20 protein-coding genes, 1 tRNA gene and 1 rRNA gene are annotated in these 21,623 nt (G+C 64.8%); 9 read left to right on the top strand and 13 right to left on the bottom strand.

Annotated features, from left to right (window positions below):
• Positions 1-59 precede the first annotated feature (59 nt).
• Both ACTDXD_RS12605 and ACTDXD_RS12600 read left to right on the top strand, forming a co-directional pair.
• Positions 60-947, top strand: coding sequence for a LysR family transcriptional regulator ArgP (locus ACTDXD_RS12605; protein WP_440127327.1), 888 nt, complete (start codon positions 60-62; stop codon positions 945-947).
• A 36-nt stretch (positions 948-983) separates the two neighbouring features.
• Complete coding sequence (locus ACTDXD_RS12600; RefSeq protein ID WP_440127326.1) at positions 984-1,571, top strand: DUF1707 SHOCT-like domain-containing protein; 588 nt, start codon at positions 984-986, stop codon at positions 1,569-1,571.
• A 3-nt stretch (positions 1,572-1,574) separates the two neighbouring features.
• Here the strand turns inward: ACTDXD_RS12600 and ACTDXD_RS12595 are convergent, their stop codons facing one another.
• The 5 genes from ACTDXD_RS12595 to ACTDXD_RS12575 all read right to left on the bottom strand — a co-directional run bounded on the left by ACTDXD_RS12595 (position 1,575) and on the right by ACTDXD_RS12575 (position 8,777).
• Complete coding sequence (locus ACTDXD_RS12595) at positions 1,575-3,476, bottom strand: ABC transporter ATP-binding protein (RefSeq protein WP_440127325.1); 1,902 nt, start codon at positions 3,474-3,476, stop codon at positions 1,575-1,577.
• The gene (locus ACTDXD_RS12590; RefSeq protein WP_440127324.1) at positions 3,473-5,200 is read right to left on the bottom strand and encodes an ABC transporter ATP-binding protein; all 1,728 of its coding nucleotides are present in this window, start codon (positions 5,198-5,200) and stop codon (positions 3,473-3,475) included. The genes ACTDXD_RS12595 and ACTDXD_RS12590 overlap by 4 nt, the downstream gene beginning before the upstream one ends.
• Before the next feature lie 42 nt (positions 5,201-5,242).
• On the bottom strand, positions 5,243-7,579 hold the full coding sequence (locus ACTDXD_RS12585; protein ID WP_440127323.1) for an MMPL family transporter: 2,337 nt from the start codon (positions 7,577-7,579) through the stop codon (positions 5,243-5,245).
• Positions 7,580-7,627: 48 nt separating this feature from the next.
• A complete protein-coding gene (locus ACTDXD_RS12580; RefSeq protein WP_440127322.1) occupies positions 7,628-8,218 on the bottom strand; it encodes a TetR family transcriptional regulator in 591 nt (196 codons plus the stop codon).
• Between the two features lie 97 nt (positions 8,219-8,315).
• The gene (locus ACTDXD_RS12575) at positions 8,316-8,777 is read right to left on the bottom strand and encodes an RrF2 family transcriptional regulator (RefSeq protein WP_440127321.1); all 462 of its coding nucleotides are present in this window, start codon (positions 8,775-8,777) and stop codon (positions 8,316-8,318) included.
• A gap of 138 nt (positions 8,778-8,915) precedes the next feature.
• Here ACTDXD_RS12575 and ACTDXD_RS12570 point away from each other — a divergent pair, with 138 nt between their 5' ends.
• Positions 8,916-9,851, top strand: a complete 936-nt coding sequence (locus ACTDXD_RS12570) for a sterol desaturase family protein (RefSeq protein ID WP_440127320.1) — start codon at positions 8,916-8,918, stop codon at positions 9,849-9,851.
• On the opposite strand, the gene ACTDXD_RS12565 is transcribed toward ACTDXD_RS12570, so the two are convergent.
• Positions 9,829-10,518, bottom strand: coding sequence for a YceI family protein (locus ACTDXD_RS12565; protein WP_440127319.1), 690 nt, complete (start codon positions 10,516-10,518; stop codon positions 9,829-9,831). The genes ACTDXD_RS12570 and ACTDXD_RS12565 overlap by 23 nt on opposite strands.
• Positions 10,519-10,592: 74 nt before the next feature.
• Positions 10,593-11,204: a TetR/AcrR family transcriptional regulator gene (locus ACTDXD_RS12560; RefSeq protein ID WP_440127318.1), complete on the bottom strand. Its 612-nt coding sequence runs from the start codon at positions 11,202-11,204 to the stop codon at positions 10,593-10,595.
• 179 nt (positions 11,205-11,383) lie between these two features.
• Here ACTDXD_RS12560 and ACTDXD_RS12555 point away from each other — a divergent pair, with 179 nt between their 5' ends.
• Together ACTDXD_RS12555 and ACTDXD_RS12550 are read left to right on the top strand one after the other, a co-directional pair.
• Positions 11,384-12,319 (top strand): metal-dependent hydrolase, encoded by a 936-nt coding sequence (locus tag ACTDXD_RS12555; RefSeq protein ID WP_440127317.1) that lies wholly within the window; start codon positions 11,384-11,386, stop codon positions 12,317-12,319.
• Entirely contained in the window at positions 12,319-13,473 is a 1,155-nt protein-coding gene (locus ACTDXD_RS12550; protein WP_440127316.1) for a DUF7802 domain-containing protein, read from the top strand. The genes ACTDXD_RS12555 and ACTDXD_RS12550 overlap by 1 nt, the downstream gene beginning before the upstream one ends.
• Here ACTDXD_RS12550 and ACTDXD_RS12545 read toward each other — a convergent pair.
• Entirely contained in the window at positions 13,465-14,922 is a 1,458-nt protein-coding gene (locus tag ACTDXD_RS12545; protein ID WP_440127633.1) for an MFS transporter, read from the bottom strand. The two genes, ACTDXD_RS12550 and ACTDXD_RS12545, sit on opposite strands and share 9 nt — an antisense overlap.
• A 176-nt stretch (positions 14,923-15,098) precedes the next feature.
• Between ACTDXD_RS12545 and ACTDXD_RS12540 the strand changes: the two genes are divergently transcribed.
• Positions 15,099-15,638, top strand: a complete 540-nt coding sequence (locus ACTDXD_RS12540) for a TetR family transcriptional regulator (RefSeq protein WP_440127315.1) — start codon at positions 15,099-15,101, stop codon at positions 15,636-15,638.
• Between the two features lie 127 nt (positions 15,639-15,765).
• Here ACTDXD_RS12540 and ACTDXD_RS12535 read toward each other — a convergent pair.
• The 3 genes from ACTDXD_RS12535 to ACTDXD_RS12525 form a co-directional block, all read right to left on the bottom strand.
• Positions 15,766-15,856: transfer RNA gene (locus tag ACTDXD_RS12535), tRNA-Ser, on the bottom strand.
• Positions 15,857-15,902: 46 nt separating this feature from the next.
• Positions 15,903-16,379 carry a nucleoside deaminase gene (locus tag ACTDXD_RS12530; RefSeq protein WP_440127314.1) on the bottom strand — a complete coding sequence of 159 codons (477 nt, stop codon included), beginning with the start codon at positions 16,377-16,379 and terminating at the stop codon, positions 15,903-15,905.
• Entirely contained in the window at positions 16,380-16,916 is a 537-nt protein-coding gene (locus ACTDXD_RS12525) for a tRNA adenosine deaminase-associated protein (protein ID WP_440127313.1), read from the bottom strand. It abuts the gene before it with no gap.
• A gap of 66 nt (positions 16,917-16,982) precedes the next feature.
• Between ACTDXD_RS12525 and ACTDXD_RS12520 the strand changes: the two genes are divergently transcribed.
• Positions 16,983-17,924 carry a prephenate dehydrogenase gene (locus ACTDXD_RS12520; RefSeq protein WP_440127312.1) on the top strand — a complete coding sequence of 314 codons (942 nt, stop codon included), beginning with the start codon at positions 16,983-16,985 and terminating at the stop codon, positions 17,922-17,924.
• A complete protein-coding gene (locus ACTDXD_RS12515) occupies positions 17,921-19,258 on the top strand; it encodes an amidase (protein WP_440127311.1) in 1,338 nt (445 codons plus the stop codon). Before ACTDXD_RS12520 ends, ACTDXD_RS12515 begins: the two co-directional genes overlap by 4 nt.
• Here the strand turns inward: ACTDXD_RS12515 and ACTDXD_RS12510 are convergent.
• Positions 19,255-19,866: a putative glycolipid-binding domain-containing protein gene (locus ACTDXD_RS12510; protein ID WP_308198856.1), complete on the bottom strand. Its 612-nt coding sequence runs from the start codon at positions 19,864-19,866 to the stop codon at positions 19,255-19,257. The genes ACTDXD_RS12515 and ACTDXD_RS12510 overlap by 4 nt on opposite strands.
• Before the next feature lie 280 nt (positions 19,867-20,146).
• Here ACTDXD_RS12510 and ACTDXD_RS12505 point away from each other — a divergent pair, with 280 nt between their 5' ends.
• Positions 20,147-21,349 (top strand): GIY-YIG nuclease family protein, encoded by a 1,203-nt coding sequence (locus ACTDXD_RS12505; protein WP_440127310.1) that lies wholly within the window; start codon positions 20,147-20,149, stop codon positions 21,347-21,349.
• A gap of 111 nt (positions 21,350-21,460) precedes the next feature.
• Here the strand turns inward: ACTDXD_RS12505 and rrf are convergent.
• A 5S ribosomal RNA gene (rrf, locus tag ACTDXD_RS12500) occupies positions 21,461-21,577 on the bottom strand.
• Positions 21,578-21,623 lie beyond the last annotated feature (46 nt).

Here is a 21,623-nt window from a genome sequence, read left to right as displayed (position 1 = left end):
GGAATCCGGCCATCATAAGAACAATTGATTCAGCTAACGCTGCATTAGAGTTGCTTCATATGGACGTCGACTTCTCCCAGCTGCGGACCTTCGCGGCAGTCCTCGACGAAGGCACCTTCGACGGAGCCGCTGCGGTCCTGCGGATCACACCGTCGGCGGTGAGCCAGCGCATCAAGGCCCTCGAACAGCACGTGGGCCAGGTTCTGCTGCGCCGCACCCGCCCGGTGTCCGCCACTCCGTCCGGCGAAGTGGTGATGCGTCTGGCGCGGCAGGTCGCGCGACTCGAACAGGACGCCTCCGAAGAACTCGGCTTCACCGCCGACGAACACGCCTACGTGACGATTCCCCTTGTGGTCAATGCCGATTCGATGTCCACATGGATGCTGCGCGCGCTTGCACGCATGCCGGTCCGCCACCGCGCCCTGTTCGAACTGCACCGCGAGGACGAATACCACTCCACCGCATTGCTCCGCGACGGCACCGCGATGGCTGCGGTGACCTCCGTCCCCGAACCCGTGCAGGGCTGCACCTCCGAGGAGCTCGGATCGATGCGGTATCACGCAATGGCCAGTGTCGACTTCGCCGAGCGGTGGTTTCCCGACGGCATGTCCCCGGAGGAGCTGCAGAAGGCACCGATGCTGACCTTCGATCGCAAGGACGATATGCAGGATCGATTCCTGCGCAAGCGAACCCGTCGCCGGATTACGGCACCCCGCAACTACGTTCCCGGGGCACTCGAATTCGTCGATGCCGCGCGCCTCGGACTCGGCTGGGGCATGCTTCCTGATCCGATGCTCACCGACAACACCGATCTGGTGAGTCTCGCACCCGACCACCCGCTCGACGTCCCGCTGTACTGGCAGCGCTGGAGACTGGACTCCCCCGTCCTCGACGCCCTCACCGCGGCGGTCCGTCGCACGGCGCGGGAAGTGCTCCGTCAGCCGTAGGATTCGACTACACACCATTCCGGGGAGGCGAACGACATGACGGACCGGCCCGACGAACACGATCTGCGATTGAGCGACGACGAACGGCTGCATTCCTTGAACGTCATCAGTGAGCACTTCGCGGCGGGGCGGCTGGATGCCGACGAATTCTACGAGCGTTCCGGCGAGATCGCGGCTGCCCGCGCGCTCGACCCCCTCCGCAATGCATTCCGCGGACTTCCGGGAGGCGCACCGTTGGAAGTGGTCGACAACCGGATCCGGAAGGTATCCACCGAGATCGCCGAAACCACACCCGTCGGCACTCCGTCACGCAGCGCCGAGACTGAGCTGTCGTCTCTGCTCCGGCGAGGAAATCTGGTCGAATCCCTCGACTGGGTGATCATCGGCATCACCCTCGTGACGTTCCTCGTACTGAACAATGTGTTCGATTGGGACCACGCCTGGCTGGTCTGGCCCAGCCTGGTCGTGACCCTGGGACTACCTCGATTGATCTTCAACTACAGCGACTCCGACGAGGAGCTCTACGAAGAGTTGAAAGAATCCGAGAACGAAGAGCGCAAGAAGCGGTTGAAGCAGGCCGCGGACCGGATCAAGCAGCTCGAGAGCAACGACCGCGACACCTGATGGTCAGTCGACGAGTGCCTTGAACTGCGCCTCGTAGAGGCGCGAATACGCGCCGCCACGCTGGAGCAGATCCTCGTGAGCGCCCTGCTCGACGATCCGGCCGTCCTCCATCACCACGATCCGATCCGCGTCGCGAATCGTCGACAAGCGATGGGCGATCACGAAACTCGTGCGATCGTCGCGCAACCGCGCGGTGGCCTGCTGCACGAGGAGTTCGGTGCGCGTGTCGACCGAACTCGTGGCCTCGTCGAGGATCAGGATCGAGGGCTTCGACACGAACGCCCGGGCGATCGTGATGAGCTGCCGCTCACCGGCACTGAGGCTTCCGGCTTCCTCGTCGACGATCGTGTCGTAACCGTCGGGCAGAGCCCGCACGAACCGGTCGACGTAGCTCATCCGTGCGGCCGACATGATCTGGTTCTCGGTTGCGTAGGGATTGCCGTAGGCGATGTTCTCGCGGATCGTGCCCCCGAACAGCCAGGTGTCCTGCAGCACGATGCCGATCCGGGTACGTAACTCCTCGCGGAGCATCCCCGTGATGTCCACACCGTCGACGAGGATCCGGCCCGAATTCACCTCGTAGAAGCGCAGGATCAGATTCACCAGCGTGGTCTTACCCGCCCCGGTCGGTCCGACGATCGCGATCATCTGCCCTGGCTCGGCGCGCAACGTCAGGTTCTCGATGAGCGGGCGTTCCGGAGTGTACGAAAACGACACGTTCTCGAACTCGACGAGGCCGTGCCTGCTCCACGGCATCGTGGGCGCCGCGGGCTCGGGCTCCTGCTCTTCCTCGTCGAGGACCGCGAACACGCGGGTGGCGGATGCCGCGGCCGACTGCAAGAGATTGATCATCGCGCCGATCTGGGCGAGGGGCTGCGACAGCTGCCGCGAATACTGGATCATCGCCTGGATCTCACCGAGCGTCGACGTGCCCGACGCCACACGCAGACCACCGATGACCGCCACGACGACATATCCGATGTTGCTCAGGAAAGTCACCAGCGGCATCACCAGTCCCGACACGAACTGGGCCCGGTACGCAGCCTGGAACAGCGTGTCGTTGGTTGCGGTGAATCGCCGTTCGATCTCCTCGGTCCGGCCGTACGCGGTGATGAGCTCGTGCCCGGTGAACGACTCCTCGATCTGCCCGTTGAGCGTGCCCGTCGCATCCCATTGCGCCGCGAAATGCTTGCGTGAACGCTTCGCCACGAGAATCGTCACCACGGCCGCGGCAGGGACGAGCAACAGCGCGATCACCGCGAGCAGCGGCGAAATCCAGAACATCATCACCACGAGCCCGAGAAGGGTGAACACCGCCAGCACCAACTGGCTGATGGACTCCTGCATACCCGTCGACACGTTGTCGATGTCATTGGTGACACGGCTGAGCAGATCACCGCGCGAATGCGTATCGAAGTAACGCAGCGGCAGACGATGGATCTTCCGCTCGACGCTCGCGCGCATGTCCCGCACGGTGCGCTGCACGATCTCGTTCAATCCGTACGCCGCAACCCAGATCAGCGCGGACGACAACAGGTAGAGGGCGAGGACGATGACGAGGGTGCGCCCCAGACTCGTGAAATCGATTCCTACTCCGGGGATCACGTTCATTCCGGCGACCATGTCGGCGAACTGGTCGCGACCCTCCGCACGTAGCTGCGCGATCGCGGCATCCTTCGAGAGCCCCGCCTGCAACTGCATCCCGATCACACCGTTGAAGATGATGTCGGTACCTCGGCCGAGCACGAGGGGCGCGATCGACGAGCTCACCACACCGAGCAACGCCGCGATCATCACCGAATACACGACGTACCGATGCGGATGCAGCAGACCGAGGATGCGGATGATCACGCCCAGACGTGACTGCGGGGCGGCCTGTTGTCCGGCCGTGTCGGGCGACGTCATACGGCGGCCATTCTCTGCGATTCGACGATCTCGGTGTACGTCTGGGAACGACCGAGCAGTCCGAGGTGCGTCCCGGTCGCGACCATGGCGCCGCCGTCGAGAACGACGATGCGATCCGCGTCCTGCACCGTCGAAACACGCTGAGCGACGATGAAGACGCACGCGTTGCGCGTTTCGGGTTCCAGCGCCGCGCGCAGTCGCGCGTCGGTCGCAGGGTCGAGCGCCGAGAACGCGTCATCGAACAGATAGATGGCGGGTTTACGTACCAGTGCGCGGGCGATCGCGAGTCGCTGTCGCTGCCCGCCCGAGACGGTGGTGCCCCCCTGTGACAACACCGATTCGAGCCGGTCCGGCATGGCGTGGACGAACTCGGCGGCCTGAGCCACTTCGAGTGCGTGCCACAGTTCGTCGTCGCTCGCGTCGGCGCGGCCGTAGCGGAGATTGTCGGCGATCGTGCCCGAGAACAAATACGCCTTCTGCGGCACGACGGAGATCCGCGACCGAAGCACCTCGGGATCGAGGCGCCTGACGTCGACACCCGATACCAGCACCTGCCCGTCGGTGACGTCGATGAGTCGCGGGATCAGACGCATCAATGTGCTCTTGCCCGACCCGGTACCGCCGATGATCGCGGTGGTGGTGCCGGGCTCGGCCCGGAAGCTGATGTCGCGCAGCACGGGCGCGTCGGCACCCGGATAGGAGAACCCGGCACCCCGTAGTTCGACGTCGATCCGAGCGCCGAGTTCGCGCACCGGTTCCGTCGGTGCCGCGACGGTCGGTTCGGTGTCGAGGACCTCGAGGATGCGCCCTGCGCACACGCTTGCGCGCGGCATCATCATCGCGATGAACGACGACATGAGGACAGCCATGAGGATCTGCGCCACGTAGGTGATCATCGCGGTGATCGAGCCGACCTGCATGGAGCCGGAATCGATCCTGGCACCGCCGACCCACACCACAGCGACGGTACTGACGTTCGCAATGAGCAGCACCGCCGGATACAGCACCGAATTGACGCGGCCGACGCGCAGCGCCGTCGCGGTGAGATCGTCGTTGGCGCGGTCGAAGCGGGCCTTCTCGGTGTCGTCGCGAACGAAGGCCCGCACGACACGGATGCCGCTGACCTGTTCGCGCAGCACCCGATTGACTCCGTCGAGCCTTATCTGCATGACCCGGAATCCCGGCAGCATCAGTGCGATGAGCACGACCATCGTCAGGATCAGGGCCGGTACCGCAACCGCCAGTACCAGGGAAGTGCCGACATCTTCGCGCAACGCCATGATGATGCCGCCGACGCCCATGATCGGGGAGGTCACCACGATGGTGCAGGTCATCAGCACGAGCATCTGAACCTGCTGTACGTCGTTGGTGTTGCGGGTGATCAGCGACGGCGCTCCGAAGGTGCCGAATTCGCGGGCGGAGAACCCGCCGACCCGCTGCACGAGCGCCAGCCGGACGTCTCGTCCGAACGACATGGCGGCTCGCGCAGCGAAGTACACGGCGCCTATCGAGCAGCCGACCTCCACCGCGCTGATCCCCAGCATGAGGAGCCCGGTACGCATGATGTAGTCGATATCGCCGACTGCCACGCCCTGATCGATCAGGTCGGCGTTCAAGCTCGGCAACAGCAGCATGCCCGTGGTGGCCGCGAGCTGCAGCATGACCACAGCTATGAGCGAACCCTTGTAGCGCACGAGAAAGCGCCGTAACAGCCGAACCAACATGGGCAATACGCTACCTGCGTCTCCGGACGAACCTCGCGGACCTCACACCCGGCTGGACTCCGGGGTCGCGCCAACGGCTTCCAGCTCGCGCGTGAGCTTCTCGCCCTCGACGTCGACGTTCGGCAGGATCTTGTCGAGCCACTTCGGCAGCCACCACACCTTGTCTCCGAGCAATGCCATCACCGACGGGATGATCACCATGCGGACGATGAACGCGTCGAAGAAGACGGCGGCGGCGAGCGCGAAGCCGATGGACTTGATCAGCGAATCCGGTTCGGCGATGAACGCGGCGAACACCGAGATCATGATGATCGCGGCGGCGCTCACCACGCGGGCGCCGTGCGCGAAGCCACTGCGCACCGCGTCCAAGGCGGATGCACCGTGTACATAGTCCTCGCGCATGCGGGTCACCAGGAACACCTGGTAGTCCATGGCCAGGCCGAACACCACGCCGATGAGGATGATCGGCATGAAGCTCACGATCGGCTGCGGGTTCGAGATGAGACCGCCGAAGCCGTTCTGGAAGACCGCCACGGTCGCGCCGAAGGTGGCCAGGACGCTCAGCAGGAAGCCGAGTGTCGCGGTGAGCGGCACCAGGATCGAGCGGAACACGAGCATGAGCAGGATGAATGCGAGACCCACGACCACCGCGAGGTACGGGACGAGCGCGCTCTGCAGGCTCTCCGACACGTCACCTTCCAGCGCGGTCTGACCCGTCACGCCGTACGAGAGGCCGTACTCGTCGTTCAGTGCTGCTTCGTCGGCGCGAATCTCCGAGACGAGATCCATCGTTGCAGGATCGGTCGGGCCGCTTCGCGGCGTGATGAGAATCTGCGCGGTGTCACCGGCTTCGTTCACCGCGACGATCTGGGCGTTGACGACCTCTTCGTGCTCGTACAGCGAGCCGAGGACCGCACCGAAGACGGCGTCTGCCGAAACGTCCGCGTCGCGGGCATCGGCGACAACGACGAGCGGGCCGTTGCGTCCCGGTCCGAATCCTTCGTCGATCAGATCGTAGGCCTGGCGTGCGCTGGTGGCAGGATCGCCCGTCGCCTCGGTGGGCAGGGCAAGCCGCAGGCCGGTCGCGGGGAGTGCGAGAACGCCGAGGAGGACGACGCCTGCGACGAGCGGAATCAGCGGACGACGGGTGATGGCGCCGATGAACTTCTGTGCAGCGCCGGGCTCACCGCCCTCGGAGTCGCGTGAATTCAGTCCGGGAATGCGGCCCGCGAATGCCTTTTCACCGAAGAGACCGAGCACGGCGGGCAACAGCGAGATCGCGATGAGCACTGCCATGAGCACAGTGAATGCGGCGGCGTACCCCATCACGGACAGGAACGGGATGCCGACGACGCTCAGCGCCATGAGCGCGATGATGACGGTCAGGCCGGCGAACACGACGGCGGAACCCGCGGTACCGACGGCACGACCGGCGGCCTCGGCACGATCGGAGGTATTGAGCAGCTCGTGCCGGAAGCGCGAGACGATGAACAGCGAGTAGTCGATGGCGACGGCAAGGCCGATCATGATCGCAAGTGTCGGCGTCATCGAACTCAGGTCGAAGAAACCGGTGGCGATGGTAATGCCCATGCTTCCGATGCCGACACCGACGAGCGCAGTGATCAGCGGCAGACCGGCTGCAACGAGTGAGCCGAAGGTGAGGGTGAGCACGATCGCGGCGATGCCGATACCGATGAGTTCCGCGGTGCCGCCGGGCATCGTCATCTCGGCTGCGGCGGTGCCGCTGACCTGCACGGTCAGACCTGCATCACGAGCGATGTCCGCAGCTGCGGCGATCTGGTCGCGCATGGCCTGGTCGACGTCGGTCATTTCGCCGTCGAACGGCACGGTGACGAAACCGACGGTGCGGTCGGCGCTGAGCGGCGACAGGGCCTGTGCATCGGCGCGCGCGGCCTCCTCGGGTGTGCCCTGCTGCGCGGCCAGTCCCAGCATCTGCTGAGTGAGACCGGCGTCTGCCGTGACCGGGTTGGTCAGAACGCCTGCCTGTTGTTCGGGGGTGGCGGTGGCCGGGTCGACCTTGGCAGGCGCGGAAACCGTGTCGATCCCGCGGATCGCGGCGAGAGTCTCGTCGATGGCCGCCATGTTCTCGGGGGTGTCGAGGGTCTGTCCGTCGGGCGCGGCGAAGACGTACCGTGCGCTGAGTGCGTTCATCGGGTCTTCGGCCGTCGGGAACCGCTCGGCCATCAGATCCTGCGTCTGCTGCGCGGGGGTGCCGGGCAGGGTGAACGAGTCGGTCGTCGGGCCGGACAGCGTTGCTGCGCCGACTCCGAAGAGGACGAGCAACGCGATCCAGAACGAGAGGACTGCGCCTTTACGCCGGTAAGCGAACTTGCCTATCCGGTAGAGGTAGGTCGCCACGGCAGGCACCCTTTCTTCGATCGAACATGGTCGTGGTCGTGGGGGGTGTTACGAGAATCCCCGTCGCAGCAGCTCGAAGGCTTCCCGGATGAGGTGTTCGGGTGAGGACGCGGAATTCGCCATGGACATCTCGATGGCCGATTTGATCGCTCCCAAACTGACGTAGTGCACCAGGTTGGGGTAGATATCCGTGGCCGGATCAGTGCCCGTACGCTCGGCGATGACATCGACGAGCAGCTGCGATGAGCGTTTCGCGACCTCGATGTGTCGGGATTCGTTACCCGAGCCCTCCTCGACGAACGCGACGCAGGTGCTGATGTCGTCGAACGACCACTGCGGGTCGGTCACGAGCCCGACGGCACATTCCTCGAGCGAAGACATGATGGGCTCGTCCGCAGGGCGGTGCCGAAGAAGATCGATCCAGGTTTCGATCAGGCCCTCGAAGTGCACGAGGACCGCTTCTTCCTTGCTCGCGAAGTAGTTGTGGAAGGTGCGTGTCGAGACGCCGGCCCTGGCGGCGATCGCATCTGCAGTGACCTCATGCAGGCCGTGTTCGCGCGCGAGTTCGGCAGCGGCGTCCGCGAGAGCCGCGCGGGTGGCGGCTTTCTTGCGGTCGCGCAATCCGAGTTGAGTGCTCACTCCAACAACGGTACAGATTTTGCAGAGCCGTGTAACTTTGCAGAGTTCTGCAATATTTATGCGATCGGCCACACCTGATCGCCGCGAGTAATGCAGCTCACACCACGCGGCGCTCCCATGCGCCCGGATCCGAGGTCAGGTCGCGAACGAACTCCGACAGCTCGTCCGCAACAACATCCGCGAGCGTCACATCCTCGAGCACCGCACGCAGGTTCACCCGCACCGCAATCCATACGTCCCGCAGCCGTTCGGCCGCCCCCGTGTACTCCACACTCTCCGGCCGCTCCCCCCGCACCGACGCGAGTGGTCCTTCCACCGTGCGAATGATGTCGGCGATGGAGATCTCGTCGGCCGGTCGCGCCAACCAATAACCCCCATCCGGACCCCGACGACTGCGAACGAGACCACCCCGGCGAAGATCGGCGAGCACGGCCTCGAGGAATTTGTGCGGGATCGACTGGGCGGTCGCCAGCATTTCCGCCTTGGCCGGGCCGCCGTCACATGCGGCGAGCTCGAGTAGGGTCCGCACGGCGTAATCGACCCTTGCGCTGATATGCACTCTGCTCTCCCTGCAACATTCGACCGCTAATCCCTACCAATACTGGGGGAAATCCGCACAACCCGCCCAGCAATAGTGACGGGTGCCACAGGTGGAGTACATTGGACGGTCGTCCACGTACTACCTGGAGGCCCCGCAATGAGGGAGACCCTGTTCAGCGCGTGGGGATCGCTGCTCGAACCGTTGCACGACCCCGTCGCCCTCGCGATACCGGCGTTTGCGCTGTTCCTGATTCTCGAGTGGGTCGCGGCCCGCGCGCTGGAGCACGCCGAGCCGGGACCCGACGGACGCGTCCGCCCCCCGCGCGGTGGATACGAGATGCGCGATGCGCGGGCAAGCCTCTCGATGGGGCTGATCTCGATCGTGACGAGCGCCGGCTGGAAGGTGCTCGCACTCATCGGATACTCGGCACTGTGGGTGTACGTCGCACCGTGGCACCTGCCCGCCGACGCCTGGTACACGTGGGTGATCCTGCTGCTGGGGATCGACTTCCTCTGGTACTGGTATCACCGGATGGCGCATCGGGTTCGGCTCGTCTGGGCGACTCATCAAGCGCACCATTCGAGTGAGTACTTCAACTACGCAACCGCTCTGCGCCAGAAATGGAACAACAGCGGCGAGATCATCATGTGGTTGCCGTTGCCCCTCCTCGGCATCCCGCCCTGGATGGTGTTCGTGGGGTTCTCCGTAAGTCTCGTCTACCAGTTCTTCGTGCACACCGAGCGAGTGAGCACACTGCCCCCGCCGATCGAGTTCGTGTTCAATACGCCGTCGCACCACCGGGTGCACCACGGGTCGGATCCCGAGTACCTCGACCGGAACTACGCGGGCATCCTCATCATCTGGGACCGGATGTTCGGCACGTTCAAGGCCGAGCGGCAACGGCCCGTGTACGGGCTCACAACGCCCGTGGGCACCTTCGATATCTGGGATCTGCAGACTCACGAGTACCGGGCGATTGCGCGCGACTGGCGGTCGGCGACATCCTGGCGCCACAAACTCGGCTACGCCTTCGGGCCGCCCGGATGGACTCCGACGCAGTCGAAGACGGTCAGTTCACCGTCTCGAGGGTGATCAGGAAGTCCACACTTCCGGACTCGTCGACAGCGACGAATCCGAGGTTCGGAGGCTCGATGCCCCAGTCGGTCCAGGTGGCAGGAATGCTGCCCGACGCCACGATGCTCCCGCCGGTGCGCAGAACGTCGACGTCCACCGTCACGGTGCGCTCCTCGCCGCGCAGAGTGAGGATGCCGGTCGCCGGCACGGTGGCGACGGTGCCGTCCGTCGGCAAGGACGACACATCCACGGGCTCGGTCAACGTGAAGGTCGCGGTCGGGTGGTTCGCGGTGTCCATCACCATGCCGCGGAACTGACCGTCGCGTTGGGAGATGTCGGTGGCGATACCGTCGACCCGGACGGTGATCTCGGCTGCGGTGAGAGATTCGTCGGCGATCGTTGCAGTGCCCGAAACCTGGTCGGTGCTCCCCACCACGGTGACGTCGGCGCCTCTCAGGATCTCGTGCACCGTGTAACCCGCCGCGGTCCGGTTGGGATCGGCGCCCGGGGTCACGGTCCACTCGCCGTCGAGCTCACCGGTTGCGGCCTCCGCGCCGGACGTCGATACCGAGGCAGCCGGCGCGTCGTCCTCCGCAATGAAGTTGCCGTAGAGCCACGGCGCGACGAAGAAGCCCAGCAACGCGATCACGACGACGGCGACGAGGACCCACACAGCTTTCCGCATGGGGCGAGATTAGAAGACGTTTCGACCCCGCGGGGACTCTCCGCCGAATTCTTCCGCGAAATCGGGGTTGCTTGTCATCGAGCAACGACTTGGGCCGCGACCGCTGCCCCCACCCACCGGCGCAGATAACGACGCATCTCGTCGTCGCTTCGTGGCGGGTTGCCTGGAGAGACGAAGAACGACTGCATAGTCCGCAGAAGGTATTCGACGAGTTCGTGCAGCGTCGCGTCGTCGTAACCGTAGCTCTCCCACTCGACATCGAACCGTCGGATCATGGTCATGCCGAAGGCCTGCGCTTCGTCGGATGTCATGTTCTCGGGGTGGACGTTCGCGTACGAACTCGACAGCAGAAGCCCGAGGTGCGGAGTGCGGCGCACTTCCGCGAGGGTGAAGACGACGGCTTCGACGGTCGCGTCGACGGGGTCGACGATGCCTTCGACGCAGTCGGCCAGACGGTCGAGGAACCCGGCGACCGACGCGATGGCCGCAGCCTTCATCAGCGCATCTGCACTGGGAAAATAGCGGTAGACCGTCTGCCGGATGACGCCCAGCGATTCCGCGACCTGCGCGATGCTGATCGCCGCGCCGGTGCGCCCGATGATGTCGACCGCGGTCTCGACGATGCGCCGGGTTGCCTCATCGTCGCTGTCGGGCGGACTCCCACCCCACCCTCGCCTACGTGCCACAGCCGCCTCCTGAAATGAGGGGCCCGACATTATCACGTAGCCCAATCCCGGAGTGGGTATGCCAGGAGTTTTACACGAAAGTCATCATACATACCTGAGTCCAGTCGTATGATACTTCCAAATCGTCGGTCCTACCTGCCCCGACCTGACCGGACAGCCCCGAGAACGAGGTAGAAGAAATGACAAACCTGCACGTCCGCAAGATGCGTTTCGCGTTCGAGGACCACGACGTGCCTTTCCTGTGGAACCCCGAGAACCCCGCCTTCTCGAGCATGGCCAACGCGGTCTCGTTTCTCGCAGTCGGTTTCGAGAAGATGATCGTCCAGATGATCACCGAGGCGAAGCCGCAATTCGCTGACGCCGTGGTTGCCGAAGAAGCCGATGCGTTCATGCGACAGGAAGGGCAGCACTCCACCGCGCACCGCCAGCACGTCCGCGCCCTGATCAAGAGATACCCCGGCCTGCAGGAAACGCTCGACGAGGTGATCGGGGCCTACGACAAGCTCACCGCCGAGACGTCGCTGAAGTACCGACTGGCCTACACCGCAGACCTCGAAGCGACCTTCACCCCTGTCTTCAAACTCATGCTCGACAACGACGCGTCGCTGTTCCGCCCCGGCGACGACCGGGTCGCATCCCTGTTCATCTGGCATTTCGTCGAGGAAGTCGAGCATCGAAGTTCGGCGCTGATCATCTACGACTCCGTCGTCGGCAGCGACGTCTACCGCATGCGCGTGGCCGCCTCGGTGTTCAAGCACGTACTCGACGTCATCCGAATCGCGTGCGCGGGCTTCAACAAGCACGTCCCCCTCGAAGACCGCAAGATCGACGCACTGTCGATGTTCGCGTCGTATCGGCGTAAGCAGAAGCTGCTCCGGATGATTCCGGGGATGCAGGCCGCGAATGCCGGGCCGATGCCACGTGCGTTCGACGACCTCGGGCTCGGCGAACAGCTCATCGCGCTACGCGGCATCATCCGAAGCCAATTGCCGAAGCACAACCCCGAGCATGAAGATCTACCCGAACTCGCCGGAGTGTGGTTCGAGCGTTTCGACGCCGGATATGACGTCACCAAGTGGTACACCGCGGAAACCGCTGCACCGGGGGTCAATTGATGTCGGATCTGTGTTCGCCCACCTTCGAAGACCTCGCGACGAGACTCGGCTTCTCCTGCGACGAGGCAGGCGGGCTCGTCGAACTCCGCAACCCGCTGGCGCTCGAGAACTGGACGTTGCCGGTACTCGAGTTCACCATCGTCGTCGGCGCAGTGCTCGCTCTCGTCTACGCCATCATGCGACTGCGCCGGCACGGTGACCCCACCAACCTGGTGCTGTGGCTGGGCGCGTGCGCATACCTGTTCATCATCGAACCGCCCCTGTACTTCCCGGCCGCGTTCGGGATCGAACAGCACGTCGACACGATGTTCGCGCACAACGTGTTCACCGTCGAATTCATGTGGGGCAGACTGCCTCTATACATCGTCGCGATCTATCCGCTGCTCGCGACGCTGTCCTTCGAGATTGTCCGGATGCTCGGGGTATTCCGTAGATACGGCGTGATTGCGGGCGCAGTGGCCGTCGGCTTCGTCCACCACGCCTTCTACGAGATCTTCGACCACCTCGGGCCACAACTGCGCTGGTGGGAATGGTCCCTGGACAATCCGATCAACCAACCGTTCTTCGACTCCGTTCCGCTGCCGAGCGTCGTAGTGTTCGCCGCACTGTGGCCGATGTCCCTTGCCCTGTGTACACAATTTTTCGTCGGCCGCCACATCGACCGGGGAGAGAGCTTCTCCGGCCTCCAATTGGTCTGGCGCACAGTCGTCATCGGAATCCTGGCATCGGTAGGCACATTCGTCCTGCCGATCCCTGCCACCGTCGTCGGAATGGGGAGCACGACGGTGCGCGGGTTCATGTACGCACTCGAACTCGTCGTCCTGTGCGCGGTTGCGATCTGGGTGCTCGCTCGCCAGTGGTCGCGGCTGCGCCGCGGCGACTCCGACGCCCCCGCCTACACGAACGTGTTCGTCCAGCGGTTCTCGCTGGTGTACCTCGGCGTGCTGGCGGTCCTCTGGATCACCGCGTTGCCCGACTATTTCTCGGCTGTCGACGGCGTCACCGACAATGGCGATCCCATCGGCAACCTCTGGTATGTCGCGGCGTGCTTCGTCGTCGCCATCGCGTGTGTCGCCGCGACCTTCACCGTTCCCCGAGCCGGGTCCGCAACCGATGCCACGACCGTCGGAATTCGGGAAACGTCATCATCGTGAAGCAGGTGCGCGCATTGTGAGCATTCGCGCTGCCAGCAGCGCGGAGATCACCATGAGCACCATTCCGATTCCCGACGTGATGGTCACACCGCTGTCGAACGCCTCTCCCGCGGCTCCGAGCAAGGCTGTCGCCTGCTCCGCGGGCAGGGCGTCGGCAACGGCGTGGGCACCGCCCAAGGTTTCCCGAGCGGCGGTCGCGGCTTCCGGGTCGAGGCCGGCCGGAACCCGCAGGTTTGCGCCGTAGGAGGCGGTGAGGATCGAGCCGAGCACGGCGGTTCCCAGCACCGCGCCCATTTCGTACGCTGTCTCGGACACCGCCGACGCCGCGCCTGCCTTCTCCGGCGGCACGCTAGAGACGATCAGGTCGTTCGACAGGGTCTCGGCGGCGCCGATCCCTGCCCCGAGAACCGCGAACGCCACGATGATCGGAGCAAGGGCCGTGGGCGAGGCCAGCATCAACACGAGCGCGTATCCGAGCGCCGACAGCAACAACGCCGACACGATGATCGTCGACGGCCGGACCCATCGCACCAATGTGACCACTGCCAGACCCGCCACCACCATCACACCCAGCCCGGGAACGAGGCTCAGACCGGCCTGCATCGGGCTCTGCCCGATCACCAGCTGGAGGTGCTGGGAAACGAAGAACAGGAACCCGACGAGAGAGACCACCGAGAGCAAGTTCACCAGGACCGCACCGCTGAACGTGGGCACACGGAACAGCCGCACGTCGAGCATGGGATCCGGCCGGCGTAGCTGACGTCGCACGAACAACACGAGCGAAACGACCCCGACGACGGCGAATGCAGCCGTCATGACGACCGATTTGCCGTTGGCGAGATTCTTGATTGCGAACACCAGCGGCGCGAGCGCGAGCATCGACAGTGCAATGCTCACCACGTCGATACGTCCCGGTGTGGGGTCTCGGGATTCCGGCACGAAGACCGGGCCCAGAACGAGCAGCGGGATCAGCACCGGCACCGCGAGCAAGAACACCGAGCCCCACCACGCATGTTCGAGAAGGAACCCGCCGACGATCGGACCGAGCGCGGCTCCCGCCGCGAAACACGACGCCCACACCGCGATCGCGAGCCGACGTTGCTCCGCGTCGAGGAAGATGTTGCGCAGCAACGACAGTGTCGATGGCATCAGCATCGCCCCGAAGAAGCCCAGTGCCGCACGCGACGCGATCAGCGCTTCCGCCGATGGCGCATAGGCCGCGATCACAGAGACCGCAGCAAACCCTGTTGCACCGATCAGCAGTAGCCGTCGTCGCCCGATGCGGTCGCCGAAGCTGCCCATCGAGACGAGCAGGCCCGCCAGAATCAACGGGTAGATGTCGATGATCCACAGCTGTTGTGTCCCGCTCGGCCGCAGCGCTGCGGAGATCTCGGGTAGCGCGAACGCAAGCACGGTGTTGTCGACCGAGACCAGCAGCACCGGGAGCATGAGGACCGCAAGGGCCACCCACTCACGGGGGCCTGCCTTGGGGACATCTGCGGTTGCGTCCGGTGATGAGACAGGCGTGAACGACACGGCAATCGACTTTCGAGAGAGTTGAGATTCGAACCCTCGTTACTATACCATCTGGACGGTGCAGTAACGAGGGTCGTATCATCTGCCCTGTGCCGCCCCCTCCTGCCGCCCGCGCCAAACTGCTCGACGCCTTCGTAACCATCCTTCTCGAACAGGGTGAACGCGCCGCAACCCTCGACGCGGTCGCCGCCGCTGCAGGCGTGTCGAAAGGCGGCCTGCTCTATCACTTCCCCTCGAAGGACGCCCTCGTCGAGGGCCTCGCCGATCACGTCGAAGAACTCGCAGCGGGGGATGCCGCACTCATGCGGGACGCCCCCGAGGGTCCGGCCGCCTACTACATCCGTACGTCCGTCTACGCCGACACGCCACTCGACCGCGCCATCATTGCCACCACACGGCTGAGCCAGAACGCGATCCCGCGAGCCCGTCTGGCACTGAATCGGATCAGCCAGGGTTGGATGGACGTCCTTACCGACACTGTCGCCGACCCCGCAACCGCGCGCGCTGTCATGTTGATCGGCGACGGCCTCTACTACAGCGCGGCGATGTCCGGCGAGACCGACGACACACCGCCAGAAGACGTCGACGAACTGCTCGAGGTCGTGCAGCGTCTGATCGACCGCCCCTGAACCGCATCGGACATACAGCCGCATCGGACAGCCGCACGGTGCCGACAACGCGCGGCTGCCTTTTTCGTGCGCGGTCGCACACCCACAACAGAAAGTCCCCCACCTGTGTGAACAGGTGAGGGACTCGTGGCGGTGGCGGTGGGATTTGAACCCACGGACGGGGGTTACCCGTCACACGCTTTCGAGGCGTGCTCCTTAGGCCGCTCGGACACGCCACCGCTAGAAGACTTTACCGGATCGGGTCGCCGTGCCGAAATCGCCTGGTCATGACTCGAACGGAGGCGTGCGCCGGCCGCGGAAGAACACTTCCAACATCTCCGCACACTCTTCCTCCAGCACCCCACCCCGGACCTGGGGGCGGTGCGTGAGCCGACGATCACGTACGACGTCCCACAGCGACCCCACAGCACCCGTCTTCGGCTCCCACGCACCGAAGACCACGCGCGACACCCGAGAAAGCACCAGCGCACCAGCGCACATCGTGCACGGTTCCAATGTCACGGCGAGAGTTGCACCCTCGAGCCGCCACCCGTCCCCGTAGACCTGCGCGGCAGCCCTCAGCGCCAGCACCTCGGCATGAGCTGTCGGATCGCCGGTCGCCTCGCGTGAGTTCGCGCCGCGAGCGAGCTCGGTACCGTCGGGTGCGAACACCACCGCGCCCACCGGGACATCCCCGGTGGGCGCAGCGGCCGCAGCTTCCAACGCGACCCGGATCAGCTCCTCGTCGTCGCGCAGTCCCATCTAATTCATCTTGTCGAGCGTCGCGCTCAACACGTCGTCGAATCCGAGTCGCTGCGCGATCTCTTCGATCTGCTCGTCGGGATACAGATCCGTCTCCGACAGGATCACCGCCAACACCGGCTCGGGCAGCCCCATGTCGGCCAGGATTGCGAGGTCACCCTCTTCCCAGGGCTCCACATCGTCGAGTTCGTCAGGGTCGATATCCGGGATCTCGACGTTCAGTGCATCGAGAACATCGGCCGCGATGTCGTAATCCACGGCCATCGAGGCGTCCGACAACAACAGTTGAGTGCCTGCCGGTGCAGGACGAACGACGATGAAGAATTCGTCGTCCACATTGAGCAGACCGAACACTGCTCCGGAGCTCCGGAGCTCACGCAATTCCGTCACCGCCGCGTCGAGGCTCGTCAATGCTGATGCTGACAGTGCACGGCACTTCCAGCGTCCGTCCTCACGCGTCACTGCAACGGCAAAACCTTCGAAGTCCTCTGTCGAACTCACCGCGGGGCTCTTGTCCCCGACACGCTGTGCAGCCATGCGCGCAACGGTAGTCGGCCCGGTCCCACGAATGAAGCCCACCGGTGAATATGCCAATCTGAAGCGGTGCCCACACCTGCCGCCGCGCCCCCAATCTGTGTACTCGGTCTCGGTCTGATCGGCGGATCCGTGCTCCGGGCCGCGACAGCGACGGGCCGTCGAGCCTGGGGATACAACCGATCGGCACATGCGGTGGACGCCGCCGTCGCGGACGGGTTCGACGCATCCACCGATCTCACAGCCACACTGGCGCGTGCGGAAGAAGCTCGAGCACTGGTGGTGCTCGCTGTGCCGGTGCCCGCCGTCGACTCGATTCTGGCCGCCATCGCCACGCACGCGCCCAACGTGGCGTTCACCGACGTCGTCAGCGTGAAAGCACAGATCGCCGACGCAGTCGCTGCTCGCGGACTGTCGGCGCGCTTCGTCGGGGGTCATCCGATGGCCGGGACAGCCGAGTCGGGGTGGGAAGCCGGGTCCGCGGATCTCTTCCGCGACGCCGTGTGGGTCGTCACCGTCGACGACGACACGGATCCCGAGTTGTGGCAGCAGGTCGCCGCGCTTGCCCTCGACTGCGGTTCTGTCGTCGTCCCCGCCGAATCCCGCGAACACGATGCCGCGGTCGCGCGGATCTCCCATCTGCCGCATCTGCTGGCCGAAGCACTCGCGATCTCTGGAGCCGCAGGCGGCGACCTCGCGCTCGGGCTCGCAGCCGGATCGTTCCGCGACGGGACACGTGTCGCGGCGACCGCACCCGGCCTCGTCGACGCGATGTGCGAAGGGAACGCCACTGCACTTCTCGAGACCCTGGACGAGACCCTCGACGTCCTACGCGCGGCACGTGAGCAGCTCGCAAACGGCAGCACCGGCGACCTCACTCGCCGCGGTCACGCTGCCCGCACGCGTTACGAACAGCGCCGACGCCATCCGATCACCGGGATCATGCCCGGCGACGACAATTGGATCGAACGCCTGAGAGAAGCCGGACGGCAAGGAGGTGTGTGGGTGTGACGAACCTTCGCGATACCGCTGCGGCCCTCACCACCGGAAAACTCACCGCGACCGAACACGTCCGCCAGGTCCTCGCAGATCTCGACTCGCTGGCAGGCACACCCTGGTCCAACATCGTGGCCGCCCGCGACGACGCTGCAGCCCTCGAGAGCGCAGCACGTGCGGACGCCGAGATCGCTGCGGGTAACTGGATCGGCCCGCTGCACGGCGTCGCGATCGCGGTCAAGGACAACATCGATGTCGCGGGGCTGCCGACGCGCTGCGGCAGCAATGTCTTCGCCGACGAACCGGCGGCCGACCGGGACGCCCGCATCATCGAGAGGTTGCGTGGGTCCGGTGCGATCATCGTCGCGAAGACGCACCTGCACGAGTTCGCGTACGGACCTACCGGCCTGGTCAACGCCTCGGGTCCGGCTGCTCATCCGCACGATCCTGCCCTCATCAGCGGAGGATCGTCCTCCGGTTCCGCGGTGCTCGTCGCGAAGGGCATCGTGCCGGTCGCCATCGGCACCGACACCGGTTGCAGCGTCCGCACACCTGCGGCGTTGTGCGGCATCGCCGGATTCAAGCCGAGCAGCGGGGCACTACCCGTCGAGGGTATCTTTCCGCTGTCCACAACCTTCGACCACGTCGGCCTGCTCACCACCGACAGCCTCGACACCGCACTCGCATGGGGGGCGATGCCAGGAGTCGCGCATCTACGTTCCCCGGTGTCAGGGCTGAGAATCGGCCGGCTCCGCGGCGGAATCTGGGACCTCGCCGACACGGAGTTCGACGCTGCAGCAGACCTGGCATGCCAGACCCTCACAGATCTCGGCGCCGAGGTCGTGGATGTCGCTCTGCCCGAAACGGACGATCTGCTCGGCGTGTACCCGATCATCACCGGATCCGAGGCATACGAAACCCACCGCGACAGGTTCGAGGCCGACCCTGGTCGCTATCAGACGCCCACGGCTACGCTCCTGGAGGCTCAGAGGGATCGGCCCGCCCACGAGTACCTCCGTGCGCTACGGACGGCTCAGAAGCTCCGGCACGGTGTCCTCGAGCGCTTGCGTCGCACCGAGAACCTCGACGCACTGATCACTGCCACCACGGGCATCCGATCCGCGAGCCTGAACAGCGATCCTGCCGAGCTGCGAGCGCCCCTGCTCCAACGCTGCATCCCGTTCAGCGTGCTGGGTGTACCCGCGATCTCGGTGCCCGCGCCCGGCGACGCAGGCATCGGGCTGCAGATCGTCGGGCTCACCGCAGGCACCGGTGGGCACGGTAGCCACCCCGCAGAGTCCGCGGCGCTTGCTGCCGCGCTGGCGGTGGAGGGCGTCGACGAAAACTAGATGCGTTCGGCCAACCCGCGATAGGTGACGACGAATCCGTCTTCGTCGACCGTGACGGAGGAAGACGACACCGGTGACAGAACGTGGATCCCGTCCGCGGCGCTGCTGTAGATCACCGTGGCTTCCTGCACTGTCAGGTCGAGCAGATTGACATACACAACAGGAACTTCGAGTTCGTCGGCGCCTTCTTGCAGGCGGTAACGCCGGATCGGCAAGGCGTTGAAAAATGGGCTGAGGATCACATCGACGTCGAGCGCCCCACCGAATGATGCTCGCTGATGGTGGGTCCCACTGTCCACCATCCAGATGCCCTCTCCGGACCGGCTGATGGACATGTGCCGCTCACCGGCTGCCATCGTCGTGCGCACCGACAGCCGACGGGTCACTCCGTCCTCATCCGTCACGAGGTCGTAGGAGGCGCTGAACGCCGGATGTTCAGAACATTCGGCTCCGACGATACGGCCGGTCGCCTTGATGCGCTGGCCGCTCAGCTGCACACGTACCGATTCCATCCGGGGCGCGTCCAGCGACCGCCAGGTCAAGAGCGCGGGCCAGTTGGACGCTGGGGTTGCCGCAGGACGAACGGCATCAGAGTCTGGGCTGCTCACGATCTATACCGTATGCGACAAGTCGTCGCCGAGCGGCATCGGTGCCGTAATTGGAGATCCCACGGCAAGGAGACTTCTCACAGCACAGTTCTCCCCCTCGTGGGGGGAGCTCCCTACACCACGCCTACCTGCATCGATGTCTCCAGACCTCGGATCGATCCACCCATCGAGTCCATTCATCGGCTGTGCGGACATCCGCCACGGAATGAAGATCGAAAACTGTCCGACGCAGCCGTCCCGGAAACGGTTCCTCCGCCCTGTATTGGCCTAGAGTCGCTTCATGCGCACCGTGTGGACAGTTCCTCTGAACATCGCCCAGACATTGCTGGAGTCTCCGGAAATCCAGATGTTCCTGACCAGCAATGAGCTTCCGGAAACCGCGGACGACCCACGGCAGAGACTCTCCGAGTTCACACTCGCGCTGGGTGCCCTGGCACGCAACAGTGGACGCACATTCAGTTCGATCGACTCCGCCAACCGCGAACTGTTCGGGGGTGCTGCCGGTGCAGTTCCCGTAGCACTCCGGCTGACCGTTCTGCGCGCTATCGTCACCAAGGTCGACGACCGGACGCCGACACCCAGACCGCTCCAGAAGAACGTGATCGACCAGCTCGGTGCGTATGTCTACGCGATTGTGGACTCCCGCGACCGCAGCATCCTCTACGTCGGAATCGGTAGAGCCAATCGCATCTTCACACTCACCTGGACAGCGCTCGGTGAAACCCACAAACTCGAGGAGTCGAAAGAGAAGGCGCCCGTCGCGACGCCTGAGACCGAGGCGGCACTCCGTCGCATCAAGGCGGTGTACGACTCCGGCTACTCGGTCGAACACTTCATCATCGCCGATGCGCTGCGCCCCGCGACCGATCCGGAGCACACGGCAAGTGACGTCGCGCAGGCAGTCATCAGCTCGCTCGGGCTGCTCGAACCGCATCGCGGAGAACCGGTACTGACGAACCTCGCAGGCACGAACGAGGAGTCCGAAGCCGACCGCACCGCAATTCCGATTTCGGAGATCGTGCGTCAGTACTCGGCCCAGGCCGCGCCCGAACCTCCCACGCCGTGTGTGGTTCTGCGTATCAACGAGGCAAAGAAGGCGTCGACGGAGGCCGTACGTGAACTCGCGTCGCGTCCCTGGCCGGCAGGGACCGCAGCCCGAGGAATCGACGGACTGCCGATCATCGTCGTCGCCGACAACATAGTGCGCGGTGTATATCGAGCGACAGGTTGGGAAGCGGGTGCCCGCACCGAAGAAAACGGCGGCACAATTCTCTACCGGTTCCGCGGGGAAGCCGACCCCGAGCTCGAAACAGCCTTTGTCAATACACGTCTGACTCCGGATCGTCTCGGACTCAAACGCTGGCCGACGAGTGGTTGGGCACCACGCCTCACCCGCGCACTTCCGACGCCCGGTGGGCACCCGAAACCGAAACCGGCACCCCGACCGAACACCACCCGACCCCACACGAAACCCACACACTGAAACAACAAGAGCCAGGGAGGACAGGGACACCATCCCCGCCCTCCCTGAACTCTCTCCACCTACGAAAACACGAAAGGGACCCCACAACGTGGGGCCCCTCTCGGAACAAATGCACGGCGGCGACCTACTCTCCCACACCCTGACGAGTGCAGTACCATCGGCGCAGACAGGCTTAGCTTCCGGGTTCGGAATGGGACCGGGCGTTTCCCCATCGCTATAACCACCGTAACTCTATGAAACTATACCCACGCTCACGCGTGTCGAACCGAGTGAA

It is taken from the genome of Rhodococcus sp. SJ-3 (assembly GCF_051918125.1).
GTDB lineage: Bacteria > Actinomycetota > Actinomycetes > Mycobacteriales > Mycobacteriaceae > Rhodococcus.
This window is presented reverse-complemented; position numbering and strand designations above follow the sequence as displayed.